This window comes from Serratia nevei (assembly GCF_024160145.1).
Classification (GTDB): Bacteria; Pseudomonadota; Gammaproteobacteria; order Enterobacterales; family Enterobacteriaceae; genus Serratia; species Serratia nevei_A.
In genome coordinates this window covers 1-18274 of sequence record NZ_JAMYWQ010000033.1, presented here as the reverse complement: position 1 = coordinate 18274, position 18274 = coordinate 1, and the positions used below count along the sequence as shown (strand labels likewise).

Genomic DNA, 18274 nt, shown 5'->3' with positions numbered 1-18274 from the left:
CGAAGTGAACGTTTTTTTCACGGGGATAATACGCATGCATCTTATTCTTGCACCGAGCAATCTGGGCCTGCGGTCGTTGCGGCCCTGGCATATTCCCGGCGCCTGGCGGGCACCGCAGGCGCTGCTTGTCGATATGCTGGCGGCGATGTTTCAGCAACCTGAGGCTTAATGTGCAGCGGTGGGCGACGTTGTTTTTCATCGCACGCCATCGTTATTATCGGCTGCTAAAGGGATTTTTCCGCTATTTCTGCAGCGAATGCCAACGCTGAGGGCACGAGAATCTATAAATGGGCTTAAAATTAGATAATTCCATAAGTCTGTTATTCTGTTTTTTTCTATTTTTTTCTAATTATCATATATGAAAACCTATTTATATTGTTTTTATAGCTTTGTATCTCGTTTTTGTTGTAACTTGCGATATATAAGACTGATATATGTTGCCTTCGTGTAATATGGGTCTGTGAAATTTAACCGGCCAACTTCATCATTTTTTAAATGTATATCGATAAAGATAACGTTGAAATGTCGCTGCGGCGGCGATGAATGAGATAAACCTACGTGTGGATAAGGGAGAAAGGCGGCAGCGTCCAGGCTATTTCATTAGCATTTGCCACTGCTTTTATTTTAAATGCAGGATTAAAAACTCACTGCTTGATGACGATGAGAATCATGATTATTGACTTGATGATGAAAATACGGAGTTGAAAATAGTGCGCGTGCGTAATTATTCGATAAAAAACGCTGTTATTACCGCCATTAGCCGCTCATAACTGATTAATTGACGGGGATTGCCCAAGAGATTTCTGAATTTATAATGGCTTGTCACCATTATGATTCTAAATGACGTTTTTTTATATTTTCCAGGGAATTCTAATGATGGAACGCAATCTTTTCGGTTTTATTATCGATAACGATATTCAACTGGACATCGCCAATAAGCGGCTGGTGAAAATCAATTCCCTGTCGCCGGAGAAATGGGTGCATTTTAGCGCGGTCACATTAAATGACGCCATGGTGCGTTTGCTGGTTTTTTTACTGCAACAGCACGGCAAGGGGAAAAAGCTCACCAAAACGGAAATACTGAAAAAGGTCTGGGATGACAACAGCTATTCATCATCCAGCCAAAAACTCTGGCAAACCGTGAAAGAGCTGAGGCTTAGGCTGGATGCGCTCGGTTTGCCGCATGACTTCATCGTTAATGTGAAGGGGGCGGGTTATACCCTAAATAACCCAGTCGTTACGCCTTTATTCTACGAGTGATTGTATTTGACATGCGTCGTGGGAAAGCCACGCATGGCAATACGCTCGTTCCCGCTGGATATCATCTATGGAAATAGAATGCGTTGTTTTTAATATAATCAGGAGCATATATGAAAAAGTCCTCCGCGATATTGTTTACCCTATTAGGCCTGGCGGGTCAGAGCCAGGCCGGGTTGATTCAGGCAACTGGCACCGGGACGATCAATTTCAGCGGCACTGTAACTGCAACGACCTGCGATGTGTTGGTCAATGGGGAATCGGCCGATGGTAACGTGATACTGCCGACCGTCAGTGACAGTCAACTGAGTACGGCGAGCTGGACCGCCGGGCGTACGACATTTGAGTTGGCGCTGCAAAACTGCGAAGGTGCATTAAAGACAGCCAGCGCGTTCTTTGAAGCTGGGCCTGGCGTGGATGCGAACGGGCGTCTGCGTAACCTTACTGGCACGGCGCAAAACGTCGCGCTGCAGTTGCGTGAAGGATCCGGGTCTTTCAACCCCATTGTGGCGGGGAGTTCAGGTCAGGTATCGAATGCCATTTATTATACGGTAACTAACGGAGCCGCCACTTTACCCTATTCGGTTGAATATTACGCTATGGGTGCAGCGAGTGCCGGCACGGTGGTCAGCAACGTCGTCTATTCATTGCAATACAAATAACGACGACTTCAGGGGGGCTTTCCCCCCTATATCCTATAAAAGAGTGAGGTTATATTATGGGCAGCAAGGCTCGTGCTATTTCTCATGCGATTTTTCTGGCGTATACGGTTTTTTTTTCTGCCGCTGCTTCCGCCAGCGTGGTGATTAGCGGAACGCGGGTTATTTATTCTGCGGAGGCAAAAGACGTCACCGTTAAATTAAGTAACGTTGGAGAGTCACCGGTATTAATTCAAAGCTGGATCGATGACGGCGATCCGCAGGCAAAGCCGGAAAATATCAACGTCCCCTTTATTTTGACGCCGCCGATTAATCGCGTTGATGCCGGCAAGGGGCAAACGCTGCGTCTCAGCTATACCGGCGCGGCATTGCCGACAGATAAAGAGAGCGTGTTCTGGTTGAACGTGCTGGAAATTCCGGCAAAAAAAGCGCTGCGGGCGGATGAGAGCGCGCTGCAAATGGCCTTTCGATCGCGTATCAAACTGTTCTTCCGCCCTGTAGGGCTGAGCGGCAACGCCAATGAAGCGGCGAAGAAGCTGAACTGGTCCGCAACGGCGGGGGGAGTCAAAGCCTTCAACCCGACGCCGTATTTCGTCTCGCTGGTGAGCCTGAGCGCCAACGGCAAAGAGATTGAAGGGCAAATGATCGCCCCGCAATCCGCCCTGGAATTTAACGGTCTCGGCGCTGCGGCGGGAAAAAATATCGGCGTTGAATTCGTCAACGATCACGGCGCCATCCATCAGTTTGAAGCGCGGGTGCAATGAGCGGCCGGCGTTGCCATTAATGCATCACCGGCCGTCGCCGCTTTCGCAGGGAAATGAACATGACCGAATATTTTTGCGTTGCGCGCGGCGGCCTGGCCATGGTTGCGCGGTTGACGCCGGCATTGTTGTGCGCCATCGGTGCGTTCAGCGGCCATGCCGGGGCGGAAAGCGTCGAATTCGATCCGTCATTTCTTAACGTAGGCCAACGTGACGCGGTGGATTTATCTCGCTTTGCGCGCGGCGCTTCGGGGCTGGCCGGTAAACACCGGGTCGCGGTTTATCTCAACGGCGACGGCATCGGCAATAAAGAGATCGAGTTTAAGACGCGTGCCGACAGCAGCCTGTATGCCTGCCTGACGCCGGCTCTGGTGCAGGGCATAGCGTTTAACGACGCCACGTTGCCAAAGGGGGCGCTGGCACCGCTGGCGCAGGGAGAGGCATGCTTCGATCTGTCTCGGCAGATACCCGATGCGCAGGTGAATTTTGACAGCGGCGAGCAGCGGTTGGATATCCTGATCCCGCAAATTTATATGCACAAGACCGCGCGTGGCAGCGTCAATTCGGCGCAGTGGGACAGCGGCGTCTCGGCCCTGTTCATGAATTACAACCTGAACGGCTATACCAGTTCATCGCGCGGCATGGACTACAACTCGTTTTTCGCTGGCTTATCCGGCGGCATGAACCTCGGCGCCTGGTATCTGCGCCATAACGGTGCCTATCACTGGATGCAAAACGGCCCGTCTCAATACGACAGCATTAACACCTACCTACAGCGCGATATCCCGGCGTTGCAGGGCCGGGGCGTGGTCGGTCAGTCCAATACCACCGGCCAACTGTTTGACACGCTGTCGTTTAACGGTGTGCAGCTGGCCAGTGACGAGCGCATGCTGCCGGAGTCGCAGCGCGGCTATGCGCCGGAAATCCACGGCATCGCCAGAACCAATGCGCAGGTGACCGTGCGGCAAGGCGGGCAGATCATCTATCAGACGACGGTCACGCCGGGGGCATTCCTGATAGACGATCTGTACCCCACCGGCTACGGCGGCGATCTGGAGGTGACGGTACGTGAAGCGGACGGCTCCCAGAGCGTGTTCAGCGTGCCGTATGCGGCGGTCACTCAACTGCTGCGGCCGGGCGCCGATCGCTACGAAGTCGTGCTTGGCAAGGCCGACAACGACAGCCTGCGGGATAAGCCCTGGCTGTATCAGGCCACCTACCAGCGCGGTCTGTCCAATACGCTAACCGCTTACGGCGGGTTGCAGGGGGCGGAGCATTATCAGGCTGCGCAGCTGGGGGCGGCCGTCGGCTCTGCGTTAGGCGCGGTCGGGTTTGACGTAACCCAAAGCGACAGCCGGCTGAGCCGCGATCGGCGGCTGGCGGGGCAGAGCTATCGGCTCAGCTACAGCAAAACCGTCAACGAAACCCTGAGCAGCCTGTCGCTGGCCGCCTACCGCTTTTCCACCTCCGGCTACATGGATTTCATGACCGCGATGCAAACGCGCGATCGGATAAGCCAAGGCGGCGAAGAGGGCGATATTTTGCGCGCCCGCAATCGGGTGACGTTTTCCATCTCGCAGGGGCTGACGTCGGGGTGGGGGCAGTTCTATGTCAGCGGTTCGTTGCAGGATTACTGGAACGGGCAGGGGCGCGATAAGCAGTATCAGCTGGGATACAGCAACAGTTATAACGCCATCGCCTATAGCCTGAGCATGACGCGCAGCCAATCGAGTTTCGGCCGCGCGCAAAACAATTACCTGCTGAGCGTCAGCTTACCGCTGGGGCGCCGCGGTGATGCCGCAACGCCCCAGTTGCGCCTTGGGCTGGCTCGCGACAGCAGCGGATCATCGAGCCAGCAGGCGACCGTGTCGGGCAACGCCGGTGCCGATCGCCAATTCAGCTATGGCCTGAGCGCGTTGAATACTTCTCGCGGCGGTTCCAGCGGCTCGCTGAATGGCCAGTACCGCGATCGGGCCGCGCTGTTGAGCGGTGCCTACAGCACGGGCCGCAGCTACCGCAGCGCTTCCGCCGGGATCAGCGGCACCGTGGTGGGCCATGCCGGTGGCGTCGTGTTCAGCTCTTACGGCTCGGAGACCTTTGCTTTGGTGGAGGCGAAAGGGGCCGAAGGCGCGAGCGTCTCGAACTATCCCGGCGTGTTTGTGGACGCGCGCGGTTACGCGCTGGTGCCTTACCTGAATCCGTACCAGCTTAACGAAATCAATCTGGATCCTCAGGGGGCGGCGTCTGATATCGAGCTGGATGAGACCACGCAGAAAGTGGCGCCGTACGCCGGGGCCTTGGTGAAAGTGAAATATCGCGCCCGTAAAGGCACGCCGATTCTGATCGATACCGCCGCTGCCGGCGCACCGGCGCCGTTCGGCGCCGAGGTGCTCGACGAGGGCGGCGCCGTGGTTGGCGCCGTGGGGCAAGGGGGGCTGGCGTATGCGCGGGTCAGTGAGGATCAGGGCCGCCTGACGCTCCGCTGGGGCAGCGGCGGCGCCAACCAGTGCCGTCTGGGCTATCGGCTGATGCCGCAGCAGCCGGGCGCTCGCCCGGCACTGCAGCGTTTTCGTCTGCCTTGCCGCAGCGGCGCCGAAACGGAAAATTGACATGAGCGTAAACCAGAACAGGGGAGAGAGCGGCGTGAAACAGAGAAATATCGGCGTCATTTGGCGCAGCCTGGCCGTGTTGGCGCTGCTGCTGGCCAAATCGGCCTGGGCCGACTGTTATTACAGCGAAAGATCCGACCTCAAAAGCGAGCTGCAGGTCAATGCGCCGTTTGGCGCCGGCAATATCACTATTGGCGCCGACGTGCCGGTCGGCACGGTTATCTATACGCAAAACTTCAATCCGTCATTCAGAAGCGTGTACGTCAAATGCGATACGCCGCAGACGTTCGTGTCCTGGATGATGGACTTTGAAACGCCGCCACATCCCTTATCGGCCTGGAGTTCCGCGACGTTCAAAAAGGTGTATGAAACCGGGTTACCGGGTGTGGGCGTCTTTATCGATAACCATTCTTTGGATAACTACCTGCTGCCATATATTACCAACGGCACGCACGTGGTGGAGGAAAATGGATGGTCGAGTAACTTGTTCAAATATCGCATCCGCTTAATCAAGACCGGGGACATTCAGCCCGGCACCCTTACCGGCGCCGATCTGCCTTGCATGATGACCGGGGTAGGGCCGACCGCGGCGCCCTTTACGGCGATGCGGCTGTGCTTTACCGGCGCGATCAACGTGGAGGCGCAAACCTGCACCACGCCGGACGTGTTCGTTGCCATGGGCAAGTATGATATGGGCCGCTATTTCACCGGCAAAGGCAGCGTGACCGAATGGAAAGATGCGTCTATCCGCCTGTTGAATTGCCCGAAATTTCACGGCACGGTCGAGGCTCAGTATTCCGATAACGGCACTGGCAGCACCACCAGCACAACCGGCAACAGCCTGACGCTTTCATTGACGCCCAATACGGCGGTGATCGATGACGCCAACGGCATCATGAGCGTGAAAGAGGGCAGCGGCAGCGCCGGTGGCGTAGGCATTCAGTTGGAATATGGGGCGTCTTCGCCGCAGAGCGTACGGTTCTCGCGGGCGATTAAAATCCCGCTGCCCGTCACGACGCCCAGCGCTTTCACCATCCCGCTGCGGGCCCGCTATATCCAAACCGAGCCTACGGTCACGCCGGGCGCCGCCGACGCGACCGTTACCTTCAACATCAATTACTATTGAACCGGCGGGGCGCTCAACTCAGCCCCCGCTGACTCAGCAGCACCTTATTCAACTCGCTGTTTTTACGCACGTTCAGCTTGCGCATCGCCGAGCGTTTATGGGCGCTGATGGTTTTCTGGCTGCGTTGCAGCAGGCCGGCGATGCTGCAGGCGGACATGCCGCTGCTCATCAAACCCAGCACCTTTTTCTCGCAGTGGCTGAGCGCGGCGATGCGGCAAGCCTGGCATTTCCACATGCCGGCGGCGTGCAGCGCCACCCACGGGTGCTGGATGAACTTTTCCAACGCCATCTGCAGCTTGAGGCGAATGGCGTAGGCCGAATCGCGCCGATGAATGCTGAACAGCGGCGGCGAGTTTTTTACCTGTTGCTGGGTCGCGTCGTCGAGGATCAGCAGGCTCAGCTGCCGCTGGCGCGGGATGCCGTAGGGGCTCTGATAGCAGCAGGCGCAACCCCAGCGCGCTTCCGGCGTGCGGAACACGATTTCGATATTATCCAACGCCTGCAGCGCCAGCGGTGAGAACTGCGGATACCGGCGCTGGCATTCGTTCAGGGAGTGCAGATAGTCCTGCAGCAGCAGACGCAGCCCCTGCTGGTAGAAGTTATCGCTGTCGAACAGCGTGAAGCGAATATCTGGCATGGGTGGCTCCTTAAAAGGCCGCGGCACCTTGCCGGAGCAAACGGTGACGGCCCATCGCCGGCGTTCGCGCGCCGGTCGTTTTCCTGATTTCCCTGGGACGGTGCGGGCTTATTGGTACGCCAGCACAAAATTGGCGACGGAGGTGAATTCGCCTTCGGTAATGCTTTGGTTCTGAATCGCGCTCGGCTGCCCCTGCACATAGGCGGTGAAGCTCAGGCTGTTGGGGCCGTTCTGCAGCGTGACGGCGCTGGTGGCCTTATTCAGATCGATATCTGCGCCCTGATGATCGAACAGGGCGATGGCGGCGCCGTTCGCGCCGTTGTTGATCGCCAGCTTGCCCGGCAGCTCTCCGTCTTCGGTGCCGCTGAAGGTCACGCTGACGGATTTGAACACCGTAGTCTTGCAGTCGGTCAGCTTGATGCTGAACGGCACCGGCGTGGTGTGGCCGTAGCGGTACAGGGTTTTGACGATCACCGTGCCCATCTCCACCAGTTGATCGGCGGACTGCGGTTCGATATTGCACGGGCGGCTCACCACGGTGCCGTGGAACTGCACCGGCGCGCCGATAAGCTCGGTGTTCGCCGCCGCCGGCATGGCGGCAACCCACCAGGGCGCGCAGCTCAGCAGCGCTAAAGCGCGTAGACGCATTTTCGTTTCTCCCTCGGTTACTGGAATGCCGCCACGATGGTGGCCGATGCGTTGAATTCCCCTTCGCCGATCTCTGCGCCGCCGTTGGCGAACGGTGCCGCCACCAGGTTCCAGGCGCCGCCGTTGCCGATATTCGGCACCGGGTAAAACTCATTCGGGATGACCAGTTGGCCATTGTGCGTCAGCCGGATGCCGAGATCGTTCTTGTCGGTTTTGAACACCTCGTTGCTGAAGGCGGCCGCGGTGCCCGACACCGCCAGCTTGATGTTCAGCGTACCGTCCTCGAAGCTGCCGCCCTCGCACTGGAAGCGCACCGGAATGCTTTGCGGGTAGTTCGAGCCGTTGAGATCGCTGCCGCCGATCTCGCCGAACTCCACGTTGATCAACTGGCCTTCGTTCACCACGCATTTATCCGGCACGTAGAGGATCGCGGACTGGATAAACACCTGCGCCATCGGGTTGGGGCCGAAGCCGCCGTCGGTCGAACCGAGGCGGCCGTACATCTCGATGATCTGCCGATCGTTAATCTCAACGCCGTTAATGATCTTTTTGCGCACCCGGAAGGTGATTTTGCCTTTGGAGCCGCTGCCGTAGTTGTTGACCTGCAAGTACGGTGGCCGGCAGCTGTGCTGATTAAGCAAATTCGATTCGTTGTAAAAAGGCACCGTGACATAGGCGTTCTTGTTGCCGGCGATCCACACCTCGGCCTTTAAATCCAGAAAGTCATTCAGTTTTAAATAGCCGTTGCCGTAGTCGGAGGGGGGCAGCGCCGAATCCGACTTGTAAAAGTGCGGGCTGGTGGGGATGGGGGTATCGCAATACACCTTGCCGGTGTAGGTTCCGCCCAGATCATAGGGAAACAGTTTGGTGAACCCCACCTGGTTGGTGATGTTGCTTTGATTCAGATCGATATAGAACTGTTTCGGCCCGCCGTCCGGCGTGACGTAGCCGTTGGCCCAGGCGGCGGGGGCCGCCAGCGCGATCGCCAGCGGCAGGCAGAGTTTGGTCAGTTGAGTTTTCATCGCGTTCTCGAGCCTCACAGGTAAATCACCTGAATGTGCGCCACGGCGGCGAACCCGGCGGCCATCACCGCCCGTTGGGTGGATTCCACGCTGGCGCTGAACCACAGGGTGTTGCTGCCGGGTTGCAGAATGTAGGGGCGGCTGCGCTGATTCAGCGCCAGCGCCTGGCCCTGCTGGTCTTGCAGCCGCAGGCCGATGCCCTGCACGCCGCCGTTCAGCTTCAGCAGCGACGGGTTGTCGACGTCGCTTTCGCCGAGAAACACCAGCGTCGCGGCCTGCTCTCCTTGCAGATAGAGGCGGCCGGCGTCGCCGTTGCGCGGGCCGGCCGGGTTATCCGCCAACGCGCGCGCGCCCAGCAGGCAGTTGCGGAACGAGAGGCGAAAACGCACCGGCGCGCTGCGATCGCCGGCGTTGCGGAAGTCGCGTGCGCTGACGTCGCCCAGATCGACGGACTGATCCCGGCTGTCCGGCGTCAGGCTGCAGGGGGAGCTGAGCAGGCCGCCGTGAAAGCTGACGGTGCCGGTGGTGCCTTCGATCACGCCCAGCGGCGTTGCCGCCAGCGCGCCGCCGCCGCACAGCAGTGCGCCGAGCAGCAGCGGGCGCAGTCGATCGGTGAATTCAGCCATGCTGGACCTCCTTATTTTTTCTCGGGCACGGCGGTGCAAACGTTGCCGTTGCAGGCGAAGCGCAGTTCGGGGTGGCCGCCGTAGTCGTTGATGTAGGTGATGACGAAGCTGTTCATGCCGGTGTCGTGCAGCTTGAGGCTTTCGCTGGACTTCGGCTTCAGCATCAGCGGCTGGAAGCCGCCGATCGCGCCGCCGCCCTGTTTTTGTGTCTGCCGCGTCATGCCGGTCAGGGTGATGTAAAACGGCGTCGGGTTGTCGACGGTGACGGCGCCGCCGCTTTTACGGAACACCAGCTTTTCCTGCCACACCTGGCCCTTGGGCGCGACGATGGCCTTCGGCCGGTAGAACAACTTGATCTGCGTTTGCAGCGCCAGCTGCATCACGTTGGTTTTGGTGCTTTTTGGCGGAATTTCGCGCAGGTTGAAGTAGAACACCGACTCGCGATCCTGCGGCAGGCGATCCGCCTCCGGCGTCTTGGTGATGCGCACTACGCTGCGTTCGCTCGGCTCCACGCGCTGCAACGGCGGCAGCACCACCAGCGGCGAGGTGATTTTCTGGTGCTGCTCGTTCTCCAGCCAGGACTGCGCCAGGAAAGGCAGCTCTTTGTTTTCGTTGACGATATTCAGGCTGATCGATTTGGCGTCGCTCACATAGACGGCGCGCGTGCGATCCAGCGATATCGCCGCGTCGGCGGTGGGCAATACGGCGCCCAGGGCCAGGCCGGCGGCGGTCAGTAGCGTTATCGGGTGTTTGTTCATGTCATTATTTCTCAGCGTTACGGATTACAGGGTGGCGCACGGCAGCAGCAGCTGGTCCAGCGGCTTGGCGGTGCCCGGGATCACGATGCGGCAGCGGCGTTGGCCTTCCCAGGCGACGTCCAGTTTTTCCTCCGGCTGCACGCCGGTCAGGTAGACCGAACCGCCGTCGTTGACCACCGCGACCTCGCGGCCTTTCTCGCTCAGCACCGCGGCGCCGAACGGCGGTTCGCTGCCGTCCGCGAGGCGAATGGTGGCCAGCAGCTTGCTGCCTTTCACCACCTCGAAGTGGCGGTAGCCGATCGCGCCTTCGGTCAGCGTGCCTTGCACCACGGCGCGAGTGGCCTCGACGTCGTCCGCCAGCTTGTTGACGTCGATGCGGGTGTCGGTGTTGTAGTAGCTGGTGATGTCGGAAATCACCGCCAGCCCGAAACGGTTGCTGTAGGCGCGGCCGTTGTTGATCGGCACGCCGGCGATGCCGTCGGTGTCGAGCATCATGCGGCTGCCGCCGTTGCTCGAGTTCTGGTGCGCCGCGATACCGTGCCGGGTGGCGGTGAGGCCGCCGCGGAACGAGCCGCCGATCGACGAGTAGCTGTCCTGCTGGTAAGAGGCGCTGGCGTTCAGCGAGCCGAACGAAGCGTTATGGGTGTAGTACCCGCGCGCCAGCGGTTTGCCGGACTGATTAACGCCGCCGCTGATCTGCCAGGTATTGTCCGGATCGCTGTAGTCGTTGTACGACGTGGTCTGCGTGACATCGCCATTGTTGGTTTGCAGCGCATAACCGACGCGCCGGCGATCGCCGATCGGCACGGTGAAATTGAGCATGACGCTGTCGTCGGTGCGGCCCTGGTAGTAGGTGCGGTAAGCCGACAGCGAGGCGGTGATGTTGCTGATATCGCCGACGCTGAACAGCTTGCTGGCCGACAGCCCGTAGCGATCCTGAGTGCGCGCATCCCAATAGGTCTGGTGCGAGTAGGTCAGGTAGGCGGTGATCGCCTTGGCGCTGTCTTCCGCCATAAAGGTTTTGCTGGCGGTGATGGTGTACAGCTCTTTCTGGCGGCCGTTGTAATTCTTGTCGTAATCGCCGTAACGCTCCTGCAGGTACTGCGACATGTTCATGAACTTGCGCTGCGAGAAGCGATAGCCGGCGAAGGTGATCTGGCTGTTCAGCTCGTCGAAGCGTTTGGCGTAGTTGAGCTTGAACGACATGCCGCTGGCGGTCGGTTCGCCGGGCAGGCGGGCGATCGACTGGGTGACGTCCAGCGACATGGCGCCGAACACGTTCAGATCGCGGCCGAGGCCGAGCGCCCAGGCGTTATAGTCGCCGCCGAGCAGCGCGCCGCCGTACAGCGACCAGGCGTTGCTCAGCCCCCAGGAGAAGTCGCTGGCGGAAAACAGCGGCCCCTGGGTGCGGTGGTTGTAGGCCGAGGTTTTGCCCAGCGCCACGTTGTAGCGCACGTAGCCCGGTCGGGTCAGGTACGGAATGGTGGCGGTATCCACCTGGAAGGTCGAGACGGTGCCGTCTTGCTCTTCCACCTTGACGTCCAGCTTGCCGCGTACCGAGCTGTTGAGATCCTGAATGGCGAACGGCCCGGCGGGCACGGTGGTTTCGTACAGCGTGCGGCCTTCCTGCGAGACGGTGATCTTGGCGTTGCTCTTGGCGATGCCGCGCACTTCCGGCGCGTAGCCCTGCAGGTTGGGCGGCAGCATGCGCTCGTCGCTGGCCAGGTTGAGGCCGGTGAAGCGATAGGCGTCGAACACCCCGGAGTCGAGGTAGATCTCGCCCAGCGTCAGCTTGGCGGCCTGCATCGGCAGCGCGCGATAGGCGTAGATCTGGTTCCAGTCGAAACCGGTGCTGCGATCGCCGGCCTGCTGATTGTAATTGGCCTGGTAGTCTGCGCGCAGGCGCCAGGCGCCCATATTGGCGCCCAGCGTGCCGTAGCTGCTCAGGTTCTGGGCGGTGTTGTTGTTGTGGTTCTGCTTGCCTAACTGGCCGCTCAGGTTGTAGTCCAGCAGCAGGCCGGGGATGCCGTCGTCCCACTGCTCGGGCGGCGTCCAGTCGGGATCGGAGTATTTCATCCATGCCTGCGGGATGGTGATCGCCAGCACGCCGCCGCCGATGCGATCGGAGACGGTCGCGCCTTTGATGCCGCGAATGTCGGCGCACTGGTTGTCGTGCCACAGGGTGACTTTTTTGGCCGCTTCTTCTTTCAGCGCCATTTTTTCCACCAGGTCAGGCGGCAGGCACACCTGGCTGCCGCTTTTGTTATCCGGCGACGGGAAATACTGAATGCTGCGCTGGGGCAGCGTTTTCTGGTTGATCTTGATGTCCAGCAGATAAGCGCCGGGCATGACGTAGTCGGCATCGGAGAAACGCGAAAGATCCACTTTGCTGCGCTCGCCGATGTCCAGCACGTCGGTATTGAACTCCGTGGCGGAAAATGCCGGACGCACCCAGAGGAAAGATAGAATGACGAGGAGAGGTAGGTGTTTCCGTGTCAGTAATGACGTCATAGCATAATCACTCATGGCAAGTCCGCGCCCAATAGCAGGTCATCCGTACGACCTGAATACGTAATGCTGTGCAGCGCCCGCCGGCGCTAGAGATAAGACAGGGTGAATTTGGCCAGAGAGCTGAAGCCGCCCGCCCGCGCCTTGTCGGGATGCAGGCGCAACTGCGCGCCGAAGCGCAGCGTGTTGTCGCCGGCGACGATCTGGTAATCCGCCGTCGTGCTGCCGAGCGGGATCGGGGTGCCGGCATCGGTCAACAGCTCGATAGCCACCCCCTTCGCCTCGCCGTAAACGCCCAGCAGGGAAGGATCCCGGCTGTCGGCGGTGCCGTCGAAGGTGACGTTGGCCGCGCGATAGATGAAGTCAGGCTTCACCTGGCTGGCCAGCTCGCAGTTCACCAGTTTGATCGTGAAATGGCGGCGGCTGCCGATCAGCACCGATTGCCCGTCTTGCGAGGCGTCGCTCATGGAGATCAGCCCGAAATCGACGGTTTGATCCAGGCTGTCGCTGGCGATGCCGCACGGCGTTTCGACGATGGTGCCGCCCAGGCTGACTTTGCCGTGGCCCTGATTTTTCGCTGCCGCCGCCGCGCCGCTTACGCTGAGCGCGATGAGCAACAGGCCGCAAAGGCGGATAGTCATACTGGCGTCTCCCTGTCTTTCCCTGTTCCCTTGCCGGTATCCTCGGCATGCAATAAAGCGGGGGGATGCCCTGAGACATCCCCTGTGGGGTATTACAGGTAAGCCAGGGTGAAGTTCGCCACGCTGGTGAAGTCGCCCGGTACCACGGTGCTTGAGGCGCTGCTGCCCTGCAGGTAAGCGGCGAATTTCAGCGAGTTGTCGCCGTCGTTCAGGCCCTGGCCGTCGGTCGCCGTGCCCAGTTCCACTTCTTTGGAGTGCAGGTTGTCGTAGATCACGATGCCGGCGCCGGTTGCGGTGCCGCTCAGGGCCAGCAGCTTGTTGTTAACCGGATCAGGCGTGCCGGTAAAGGTCACTGTGACGTTTTTCATGGTGGAGATGGAGCAATCTTTCAGTTCGATGTTGAAAGGCTGCATGCTCGATTTACCCTGGTTGGCCAGGATGCGGCTGCTGATCTGGCCCATCGGCACGGTCTGATCAACGGATTCCGGCGCGACGCTGCATGGCGCATCGATAATTTCGCCGGTAAAGGTGACTTTACCGCTGCCCTGATTAGATGCGGCATGAGCAACAGATGCGGAAGCGAAAGCAATCACGGTTGCCAGCATTAATTTATTCAGTTTCATTTCTCAGGTTCCTGTAGAGAGTTTTTAAATAAAAAGAACAGCACATCTAAATCCCCCGCGACGGCGGCAACGCCATGTCGCCGGCCGTGCGGTTGGAGCCAGATCCTTTTGCTCTGGGCAATACGCCAACCTCCGTTATTTATGAGAAATAACGAGATTTGGAAAATCGACAATGGATTTTCAGGTAAATAAAATACGAGTTTTATGTGTATCGTGTTGCTGGGAATATTCTTGCAAATAATAGTATTGCTTGGAAATAGATTTTATTAAATTAAGTCAAATTCAGAATATAAAACCAAAAGGAAAAAGAAATATATTTGCTTTAAAATCAATAGATCGTATACAAATATTATCCAGTATAAATCACTATATAAATAACGATATGCGAGATATTAGATCGGGGGAAATAGGGGTACACCTACAATTCACAATATTGTTTTGCTAATATCGCCCTTAGGCAGCAGATGATGCATTTCTCTTTAGAAACAAAATATAAAACATAATTCTTTGTTTTTGTTGTTATTTCATGGTTTTCTGTTCACAAGTGATTGGGTTTCTTATTCGCGTTTAACTCGCGTTTAGATCTGATTAATTAACAATTGAATAACAATTTCACCGGTAGTGAATTATTCTATCGCGTTGCGGTATAGGGATTTTTCGCTGTCTAACCAGTTTTGATTAATCAAATTAAGGCATGTGCCGCTGCCGTTCGCCACATAATGATGACCTAAGTGACAATTAAAGGATTATAAACAGAATGATAACGATGATTAATGCTTGTGGCGGACGCCGCACGGTAGCTTTGGCTATATTTTTGCTGTCTTTCTTGGCGCTGACAGGCTGCGTGAGCGGTGGCAAGAAAAACCTGAATTCTGTGCAAAAACTTTCACAGAACAATCCTAATGATAAATCCGATGAGCAACGCATTGCGCTTTGCCAGCAGCGGGTTAATTCGTTAAAGAATATTAATCCACAAAGCTACCAAAAGCGCATTGCCTATTTTAACGGCCTGCTTGCCAACGCCTCTGGATATGCCGGGGTACGCGGCAACGTGGATGAAAGCACCCGCAAAGCGATTGACGCTCTTTATCAATACAAAACCGAGAAATTCTGCGCCGACGTCGAACATGAGCTGATGTCCGATCTGTCCAGCCGGGTTGAGAATCTGTAGCCATGAGGCGATGCGCACAAGGATGGGCGATGGTTTTTTTGCTGTTGGCGGCGAACGGGGCTGCTTGCGCCGCCGACGACGGCATTCCCGCCCTGTTGAAGTTTGCCGAACAGCGGCAGGCACCGCCGGTTGCGCCCAGGGAAGAGACCGCGCGTAAACCGGCGCCCGCACCGGCCGCCAAACCGGCCGCTATCACCGGGGCAGAAGGCGCTCGTTTAACGTCACTGAAGCCGTCTTTGCAACAGCAGACGGAGAGAATTCATCAGTTGGAGCGGCAGTTGGCGGCGGTTCAGGCGGCGCCGCAACGGGAGCGGGCCGTCGTCGATATTCGGCCGCTGGCCGATGCCCTGAAGGGATTGCGGCAAGCCGTTGCGCCGCTGCCTGAGGTGGGCACATTGGCCGCTGCGTTAACGCGGGCCGAACAGCGCAGCGCAAGTTTGGCGGCGCAGCTGGCGCAGCAGCAGCAGCGGATCGACACCTTGCTGGCCGAGCGGCAGCAGGCAACCGAACCGCCCTCGCTGGCCAGCGAGGCGGACAAACAGGCGTATGCCGCCGGCGTGTCTTTGGGGCGCGACATTGTGCATTTGCAGCAGGAGAACCGGCGTGCGGGACTGGAGGCGGACAGCCAGCTGTTGCTGGCGGGCATCGCCGATACCCTGGCCGGGCGGTTGCGGCTGGATGAGGCCGCCATCGATGGCGCGTTACGCACGGCGCAGCAGCGGTTGCAGCAGACGCCGGCGCCACCGCTGGACGACAAAGCCTACCTGGCCGATTTCGCCCGTCAGGAGGGCGTCAAGCAGGATGCGCTCGGTTTCTACTACCGGGTGGACTATGCCGGCAATGGGGCGATTGGCGCCGACGATCGGGTGGATATCGTGGTGCGTGAAAGCCTGACCGACGGCCGGGTGATCAAAGACATGGAGCTGGTGGGAACGGTGATCTCGCAACCGTTGACGCGCTATCCGCCGCTGTTTCGCGCCGCTATCGAGAAGCTGCAACGCCACGGCTCGATAACGCTGGTGGTGCCGCCGGTGCTGGCGTACGGCAAGCAGGGCAGCCCACCGGCGATACCCCCGGATGCCACCATGATTTACACCCTGCGCATCGCTGACGTGCAGCCGTGAGCAGGGGGCTCAGCAGTAACCACTCAGGAGGAAGGCTATGGCCAAGGCGCCGAAAACGTTTGAAAGCAGAAAATCGCTGATGCTGAATGTGTTGCAAGGATTGTGCAGGGATCGCGTCGAAGGTTCCGGGGGCCATCATCCCCCGCCGGAACAGTGGCCGAAGACGCGCGAGCTGGCGGATAAATGCGGTGAAAACATTTACACCACCCGCACCCTGCTGCTGGCGCTGGAAAAGGAGGGCAAGGTACATTGCACCCACCGCAGCATCAATAATTCTCTACGCTGGTACAGCTGCGACGAACAGGCAGCGATAAAAAAAGAGTGATTCGACCCAGGCGGTCGCTTTTGACTATTTCTACAGCTAATCATTAATTAATCTTATCATTTGGCGGGGCGTTTTGTTCCGCCAATCCTCCTCTCCGCTCTCTGCCATCCGCGCAGGCATTGCTAAGATGTTTTTTGCGGCCATATACTTATCGCTCCGACGGGAACAGGTGTAGGGAGCCGGCATCGTAATGAAGGAAAAGAAAGACATACTGAGATTGGATGATATTCATTATCAAATAGACAACCAGGTGATCCTGGACTCCGTCTCTTTCACGCTGGGTGAAGGCGAGTTCAAACTGATCACCGGGCCTTCCGGCTGCGGGAAAAGCACCCTGCTGAAAATCATCTCTTCCTTAATGGATCCAACGAGCGGAAATATCTATTTCGAGGGCCAGGCGATCGCCGAGATGTCGCCGGAGGCGTATCGCAAGCAGGTTTCTTACTGCTTCCAGACGCCGGCGCTGTTCGGCAATACGGTTTACGACAATCTGGCGCTGCCCTACCAGATCCGTCAACAGTCGCCGGATGAACGAAAAATGCAGGCCGATCTGACGCGTTTCGGGCTGCCGGAGGCGATGTTGACCAAAAGTATCAATGAGCTGTCCGGCGGCGAGAAACAGCGCGTTTCCCTGATCCGCAACCTGCAGTTTATGCCCCGGGTGCTGCTGCTCGATGAAGTAACCAGCGCGCTGGACGAGGAAAACAAACACAACGTCAATGAGATAGTGCATCAGCTGGTGGCTGAGCACCGGCTGGCGGTGCTGTGGGTGACGCACGATACCGAAGAAATAGCGCATGCGGACGAGGTGATCACTCTACGCGCGCACCGCGCCGAGCAACGGGAGCAACCGCATGAATCAGCATAACATCACCAACGAATCCTTGGGCTTGTCGATGATCCTGGTGGTGGTCGCCATCCTGATCAGCCACCGGGAAAAGCTGGCGCTGGAAAAGGACATTATCTGGAGCATCTGCCGCGCGGTGGTGCAGCTGATCATCGTCGGCTACGTGCTGAAGTATATTTTCGACCTGGATAACGCGGTGCTCACCGTGCTGATGGTGCTGTTCATCTGCTTTAACGCGGCCTACAACGCCAAGAAACGCAGCAAGTACGTCGAACACGCGTTCGTGACGTCGTTTATCGCCATCACCACCGGCGCGGTGCTGACGCTGGCGGTGCTGGTGTTGACCGGCTCCATCGAATTTACGCCGATGCAGGTGATCCCCATCTCCGGGATGATCGCCGGTAACGCCATGGTGGCGGTGGGGCTGTGCTACACCAACCTCGGCCAGCGTTTCAAAAGCGAGCAGCAGAAGATTCAGGAGATGCTCAGCCTGGGGGCGACGCCCAAGTTCGCTTCGGCGGCGCTGATCCGCGACAGCATCCGCGCTTCGCTGATCCCGACCGTGGACTCGGCGAAAACCGTTGGGCTGGTTAGCCTGCCGGGCATGATGTCCGGGCTGATCTTCGCCGGCATCGACCCGGTGAAAGCGATCAAATACCAGATTATGGTGACCTTCATGCTGCTTTCCACCGCCAGCCTGTCGACCATCATCGCCTGCTATCTGGCCTACCGTAAGTTTTACAACCAGCGCCACCAGCTGGTGGTCGGTAACCTGAAGTAACGCCATGAAAAACGGCCTCCGCGGAGGCTAATGCCGATCGTTTAAGAACACTTGAACGATCCACTCAGTAAGAGACAATCCGGATTCAGCCCTCTGATTCCGGATTTTTTTATGTCTGAACACGATATGGATTTCGTTGTTGATGTTTGCC

Annotated in this window: 19 protein-coding genes; 11 read left to right on the top strand and 8 right to left on the bottom strand. The window is 58.0% G+C overall.

Annotated features, from left to right (window positions below):
* Nucleotides 1–34 precede the first annotated feature (34 nt).
* The 6 genes from M6G53_RS25520 to M6G53_RS19455 all read left to right on the top strand — a co-directional run bounded on the left by M6G53_RS25520 (nucleotide 35) and on the right by M6G53_RS19455 (nucleotide 6412).
* Nucleotides 35–169, top strand: coding sequence for a hypothetical protein (locus M6G53_RS25520; protein WP_301286261.1), 135 nt, complete (start codon nucleotides 35–37; stop codon nucleotides 167–169).
* Between the two features lie 704 nt (nucleotides 170–873).
* A complete protein-coding gene (locus M6G53_RS19475) occupies nucleotides 874–1260 on the top strand; it encodes a winged helix-turn-helix domain-containing protein (RefSeq protein WP_253333888.1) in 387 nt (128 codons plus the stop codon).
* 110 nt (nucleotides 1261–1370) lie between these two features.
* Nucleotides 1371–1919, top strand: coding sequence for a fimbrial protein (locus M6G53_RS19470; RefSeq protein ID WP_253333886.1), 549 nt, complete (start codon nucleotides 1371–1373; stop codon nucleotides 1917–1919).
* Nucleotides 1920–1975: 56 nt separating this feature from the next.
* Nucleotides 1976–2680: a fimbria/pilus periplasmic chaperone gene (locus M6G53_RS19465; protein WP_253333883.1), complete on the top strand. Its 705-nt coding sequence runs from the start codon at nucleotides 1976–1978 to the stop codon at nucleotides 2678–2680.
* A 59-nt stretch (nucleotides 2681–2739) separates the two neighbouring features.
* On the top strand, nucleotides 2740–5286 hold the full coding sequence (locus tag M6G53_RS19460) for a fimbria/pilus outer membrane usher protein (protein ID WP_253333881.1): 2547 nt from the start codon (nucleotides 2740–2742) through the stop codon (nucleotides 5284–5286).
* Between the two features lies 1 nt (nucleotide 5287).
* Nucleotides 5288–6412, top strand: coding sequence for a fimbrial protein (locus tag M6G53_RS19455; RefSeq protein ID WP_253333879.1), 1125 nt, complete (start codon nucleotides 5288–5290; stop codon nucleotides 6410–6412).
* A 13-nt stretch (nucleotides 6413–6425) separates the two neighbouring features.
* Here M6G53_RS19455 and M6G53_RS19450 read toward each other — a convergent pair whose 3' ends face one another.
* The 8 genes from M6G53_RS19450 to M6G53_RS19415 form a co-directional block, all read right to left on the bottom strand.
* Nucleotides 6426–7049, bottom strand: a complete 624-nt coding sequence (locus M6G53_RS19450) for a helix-turn-helix transcriptional regulator (RefSeq protein WP_253333877.1) — start codon at nucleotides 7047–7049, stop codon at nucleotides 6426–6428.
* A 108-nt stretch (nucleotides 7050–7157) separates the two neighbouring features.
* Entirely contained in the window at nucleotides 7158–7697 is a 540-nt protein-coding gene (locus M6G53_RS19445) for a fimbrial protein (protein WP_253333875.1), read from the bottom strand.
* A gap of 17 nt (nucleotides 7698–7714) precedes the next feature.
* Nucleotides 7715–8719: a fimbrial protein gene (locus M6G53_RS19440; RefSeq protein ID WP_253333873.1), complete on the bottom strand. Its 1005-nt coding sequence runs from the start codon at nucleotides 8717–8719 to the stop codon at nucleotides 7715–7717.
* Between the two features lie 14 nt (nucleotides 8720–8733).
* Nucleotides 8734–9345: a fimbrial protein gene (locus M6G53_RS19435; RefSeq protein ID WP_253333870.1), complete on the bottom strand. Its 612-nt coding sequence runs from the start codon at nucleotides 9343–9345 to the stop codon at nucleotides 8734–8736.
* An 11-nt stretch (nucleotides 9346–9356) separates the two neighbouring features.
* Nucleotides 9357–10103: a fimbrial biogenesis chaperone gene (locus tag M6G53_RS19430; protein ID WP_253333868.1), complete on the bottom strand. Its 747-nt coding sequence runs from the start codon at nucleotides 10101–10103 to the stop codon at nucleotides 9357–9359.
* Nucleotides 10104–10127: 24 nt separating this feature from the next.
* Nucleotides 10128–12629 carry a fimbria/pilus outer membrane usher protein gene (locus M6G53_RS19425; RefSeq protein ID WP_436286537.1) on the bottom strand — a complete coding sequence of 834 codons (2502 nt, stop codon included), beginning with the start codon at nucleotides 12627–12629 and terminating at the stop codon, nucleotides 10128–10130.
* Between the two features lie 71 nt (nucleotides 12630–12700).
* Nucleotides 12701–13252 carry a fimbrial protein gene (locus M6G53_RS19420; protein ID WP_253333864.1) on the bottom strand — a complete coding sequence of 184 codons (552 nt, stop codon included), beginning with the start codon at nucleotides 13250–13252 and terminating at the stop codon, nucleotides 12701–12703.
* 92 nt (nucleotides 13253–13344) lie between these two features.
* Nucleotides 13345–13875 carry a fimbrial protein gene (locus M6G53_RS19415; protein ID WP_253333862.1) on the bottom strand — a complete coding sequence of 177 codons (531 nt, stop codon included), beginning with the start codon at nucleotides 13873–13875 and terminating at the stop codon, nucleotides 13345–13347.
* Between the two features lie 757 nt (nucleotides 13876–14632).
* On the opposite strand from M6G53_RS19415, the gene M6G53_RS19410 reads away from it, so the two are divergent.
* From M6G53_RS19410 to fetB, 5 genes are all read left to right on the top strand, one after another.
* Nucleotides 14633–15046 carry a YuaE family lipoprotein gene (locus M6G53_RS19410; RefSeq protein ID WP_253333860.1) on the top strand — a complete coding sequence of 138 codons (414 nt, stop codon included), beginning with the start codon at nucleotides 14633–14635 and terminating at the stop codon, nucleotides 15044–15046.
* A 29-nt stretch (nucleotides 15047–15075) separates the two neighbouring features.
* Complete coding sequence (locus M6G53_RS19405) at nucleotides 15076–16170, top strand: FKBP-type peptidyl-prolyl cis-trans isomerase N-terminal domain-containing protein (RefSeq protein ID WP_253333858.1); 1095 nt, start codon at nucleotides 15076–15078, stop codon at nucleotides 16168–16170.
* Nucleotides 16171–16207: 37 nt separating this feature from the next.
* The gene (locus tag M6G53_RS19400; protein ID WP_089195278.1) at nucleotides 16208–16495 is read left to right on the top strand and encodes a FaeA/PapI family transcriptional regulator; all 288 of its coding nucleotides are present in this window, start codon (nucleotides 16208–16210) and stop codon (nucleotides 16493–16495) included.
* A gap of 190 nt (nucleotides 16496–16685) precedes the next feature.
* The gene (fetA, locus tag M6G53_RS19395; RefSeq protein ID WP_253333856.1) at nucleotides 16686–17363 is read left to right on the top strand and encodes an iron efflux ABC transporter ATP-binding subunit FetA; all 678 of its coding nucleotides are present in this window, start codon (nucleotides 16686–16688) and stop codon (nucleotides 17361–17363) included.
* Nucleotides 17350–18123, top strand: a complete 774-nt coding sequence (fetB, locus tag M6G53_RS19390; RefSeq protein ID WP_019455206.1) for an iron efflux ABC transporter permease subunit FetB — start codon at nucleotides 17350–17352, stop codon at nucleotides 18121–18123. Before fetA ends, fetB begins: the two co-directional genes overlap by 14 nt.
* Nucleotides 18124–18274: the final 151 nt, after the last annotated feature.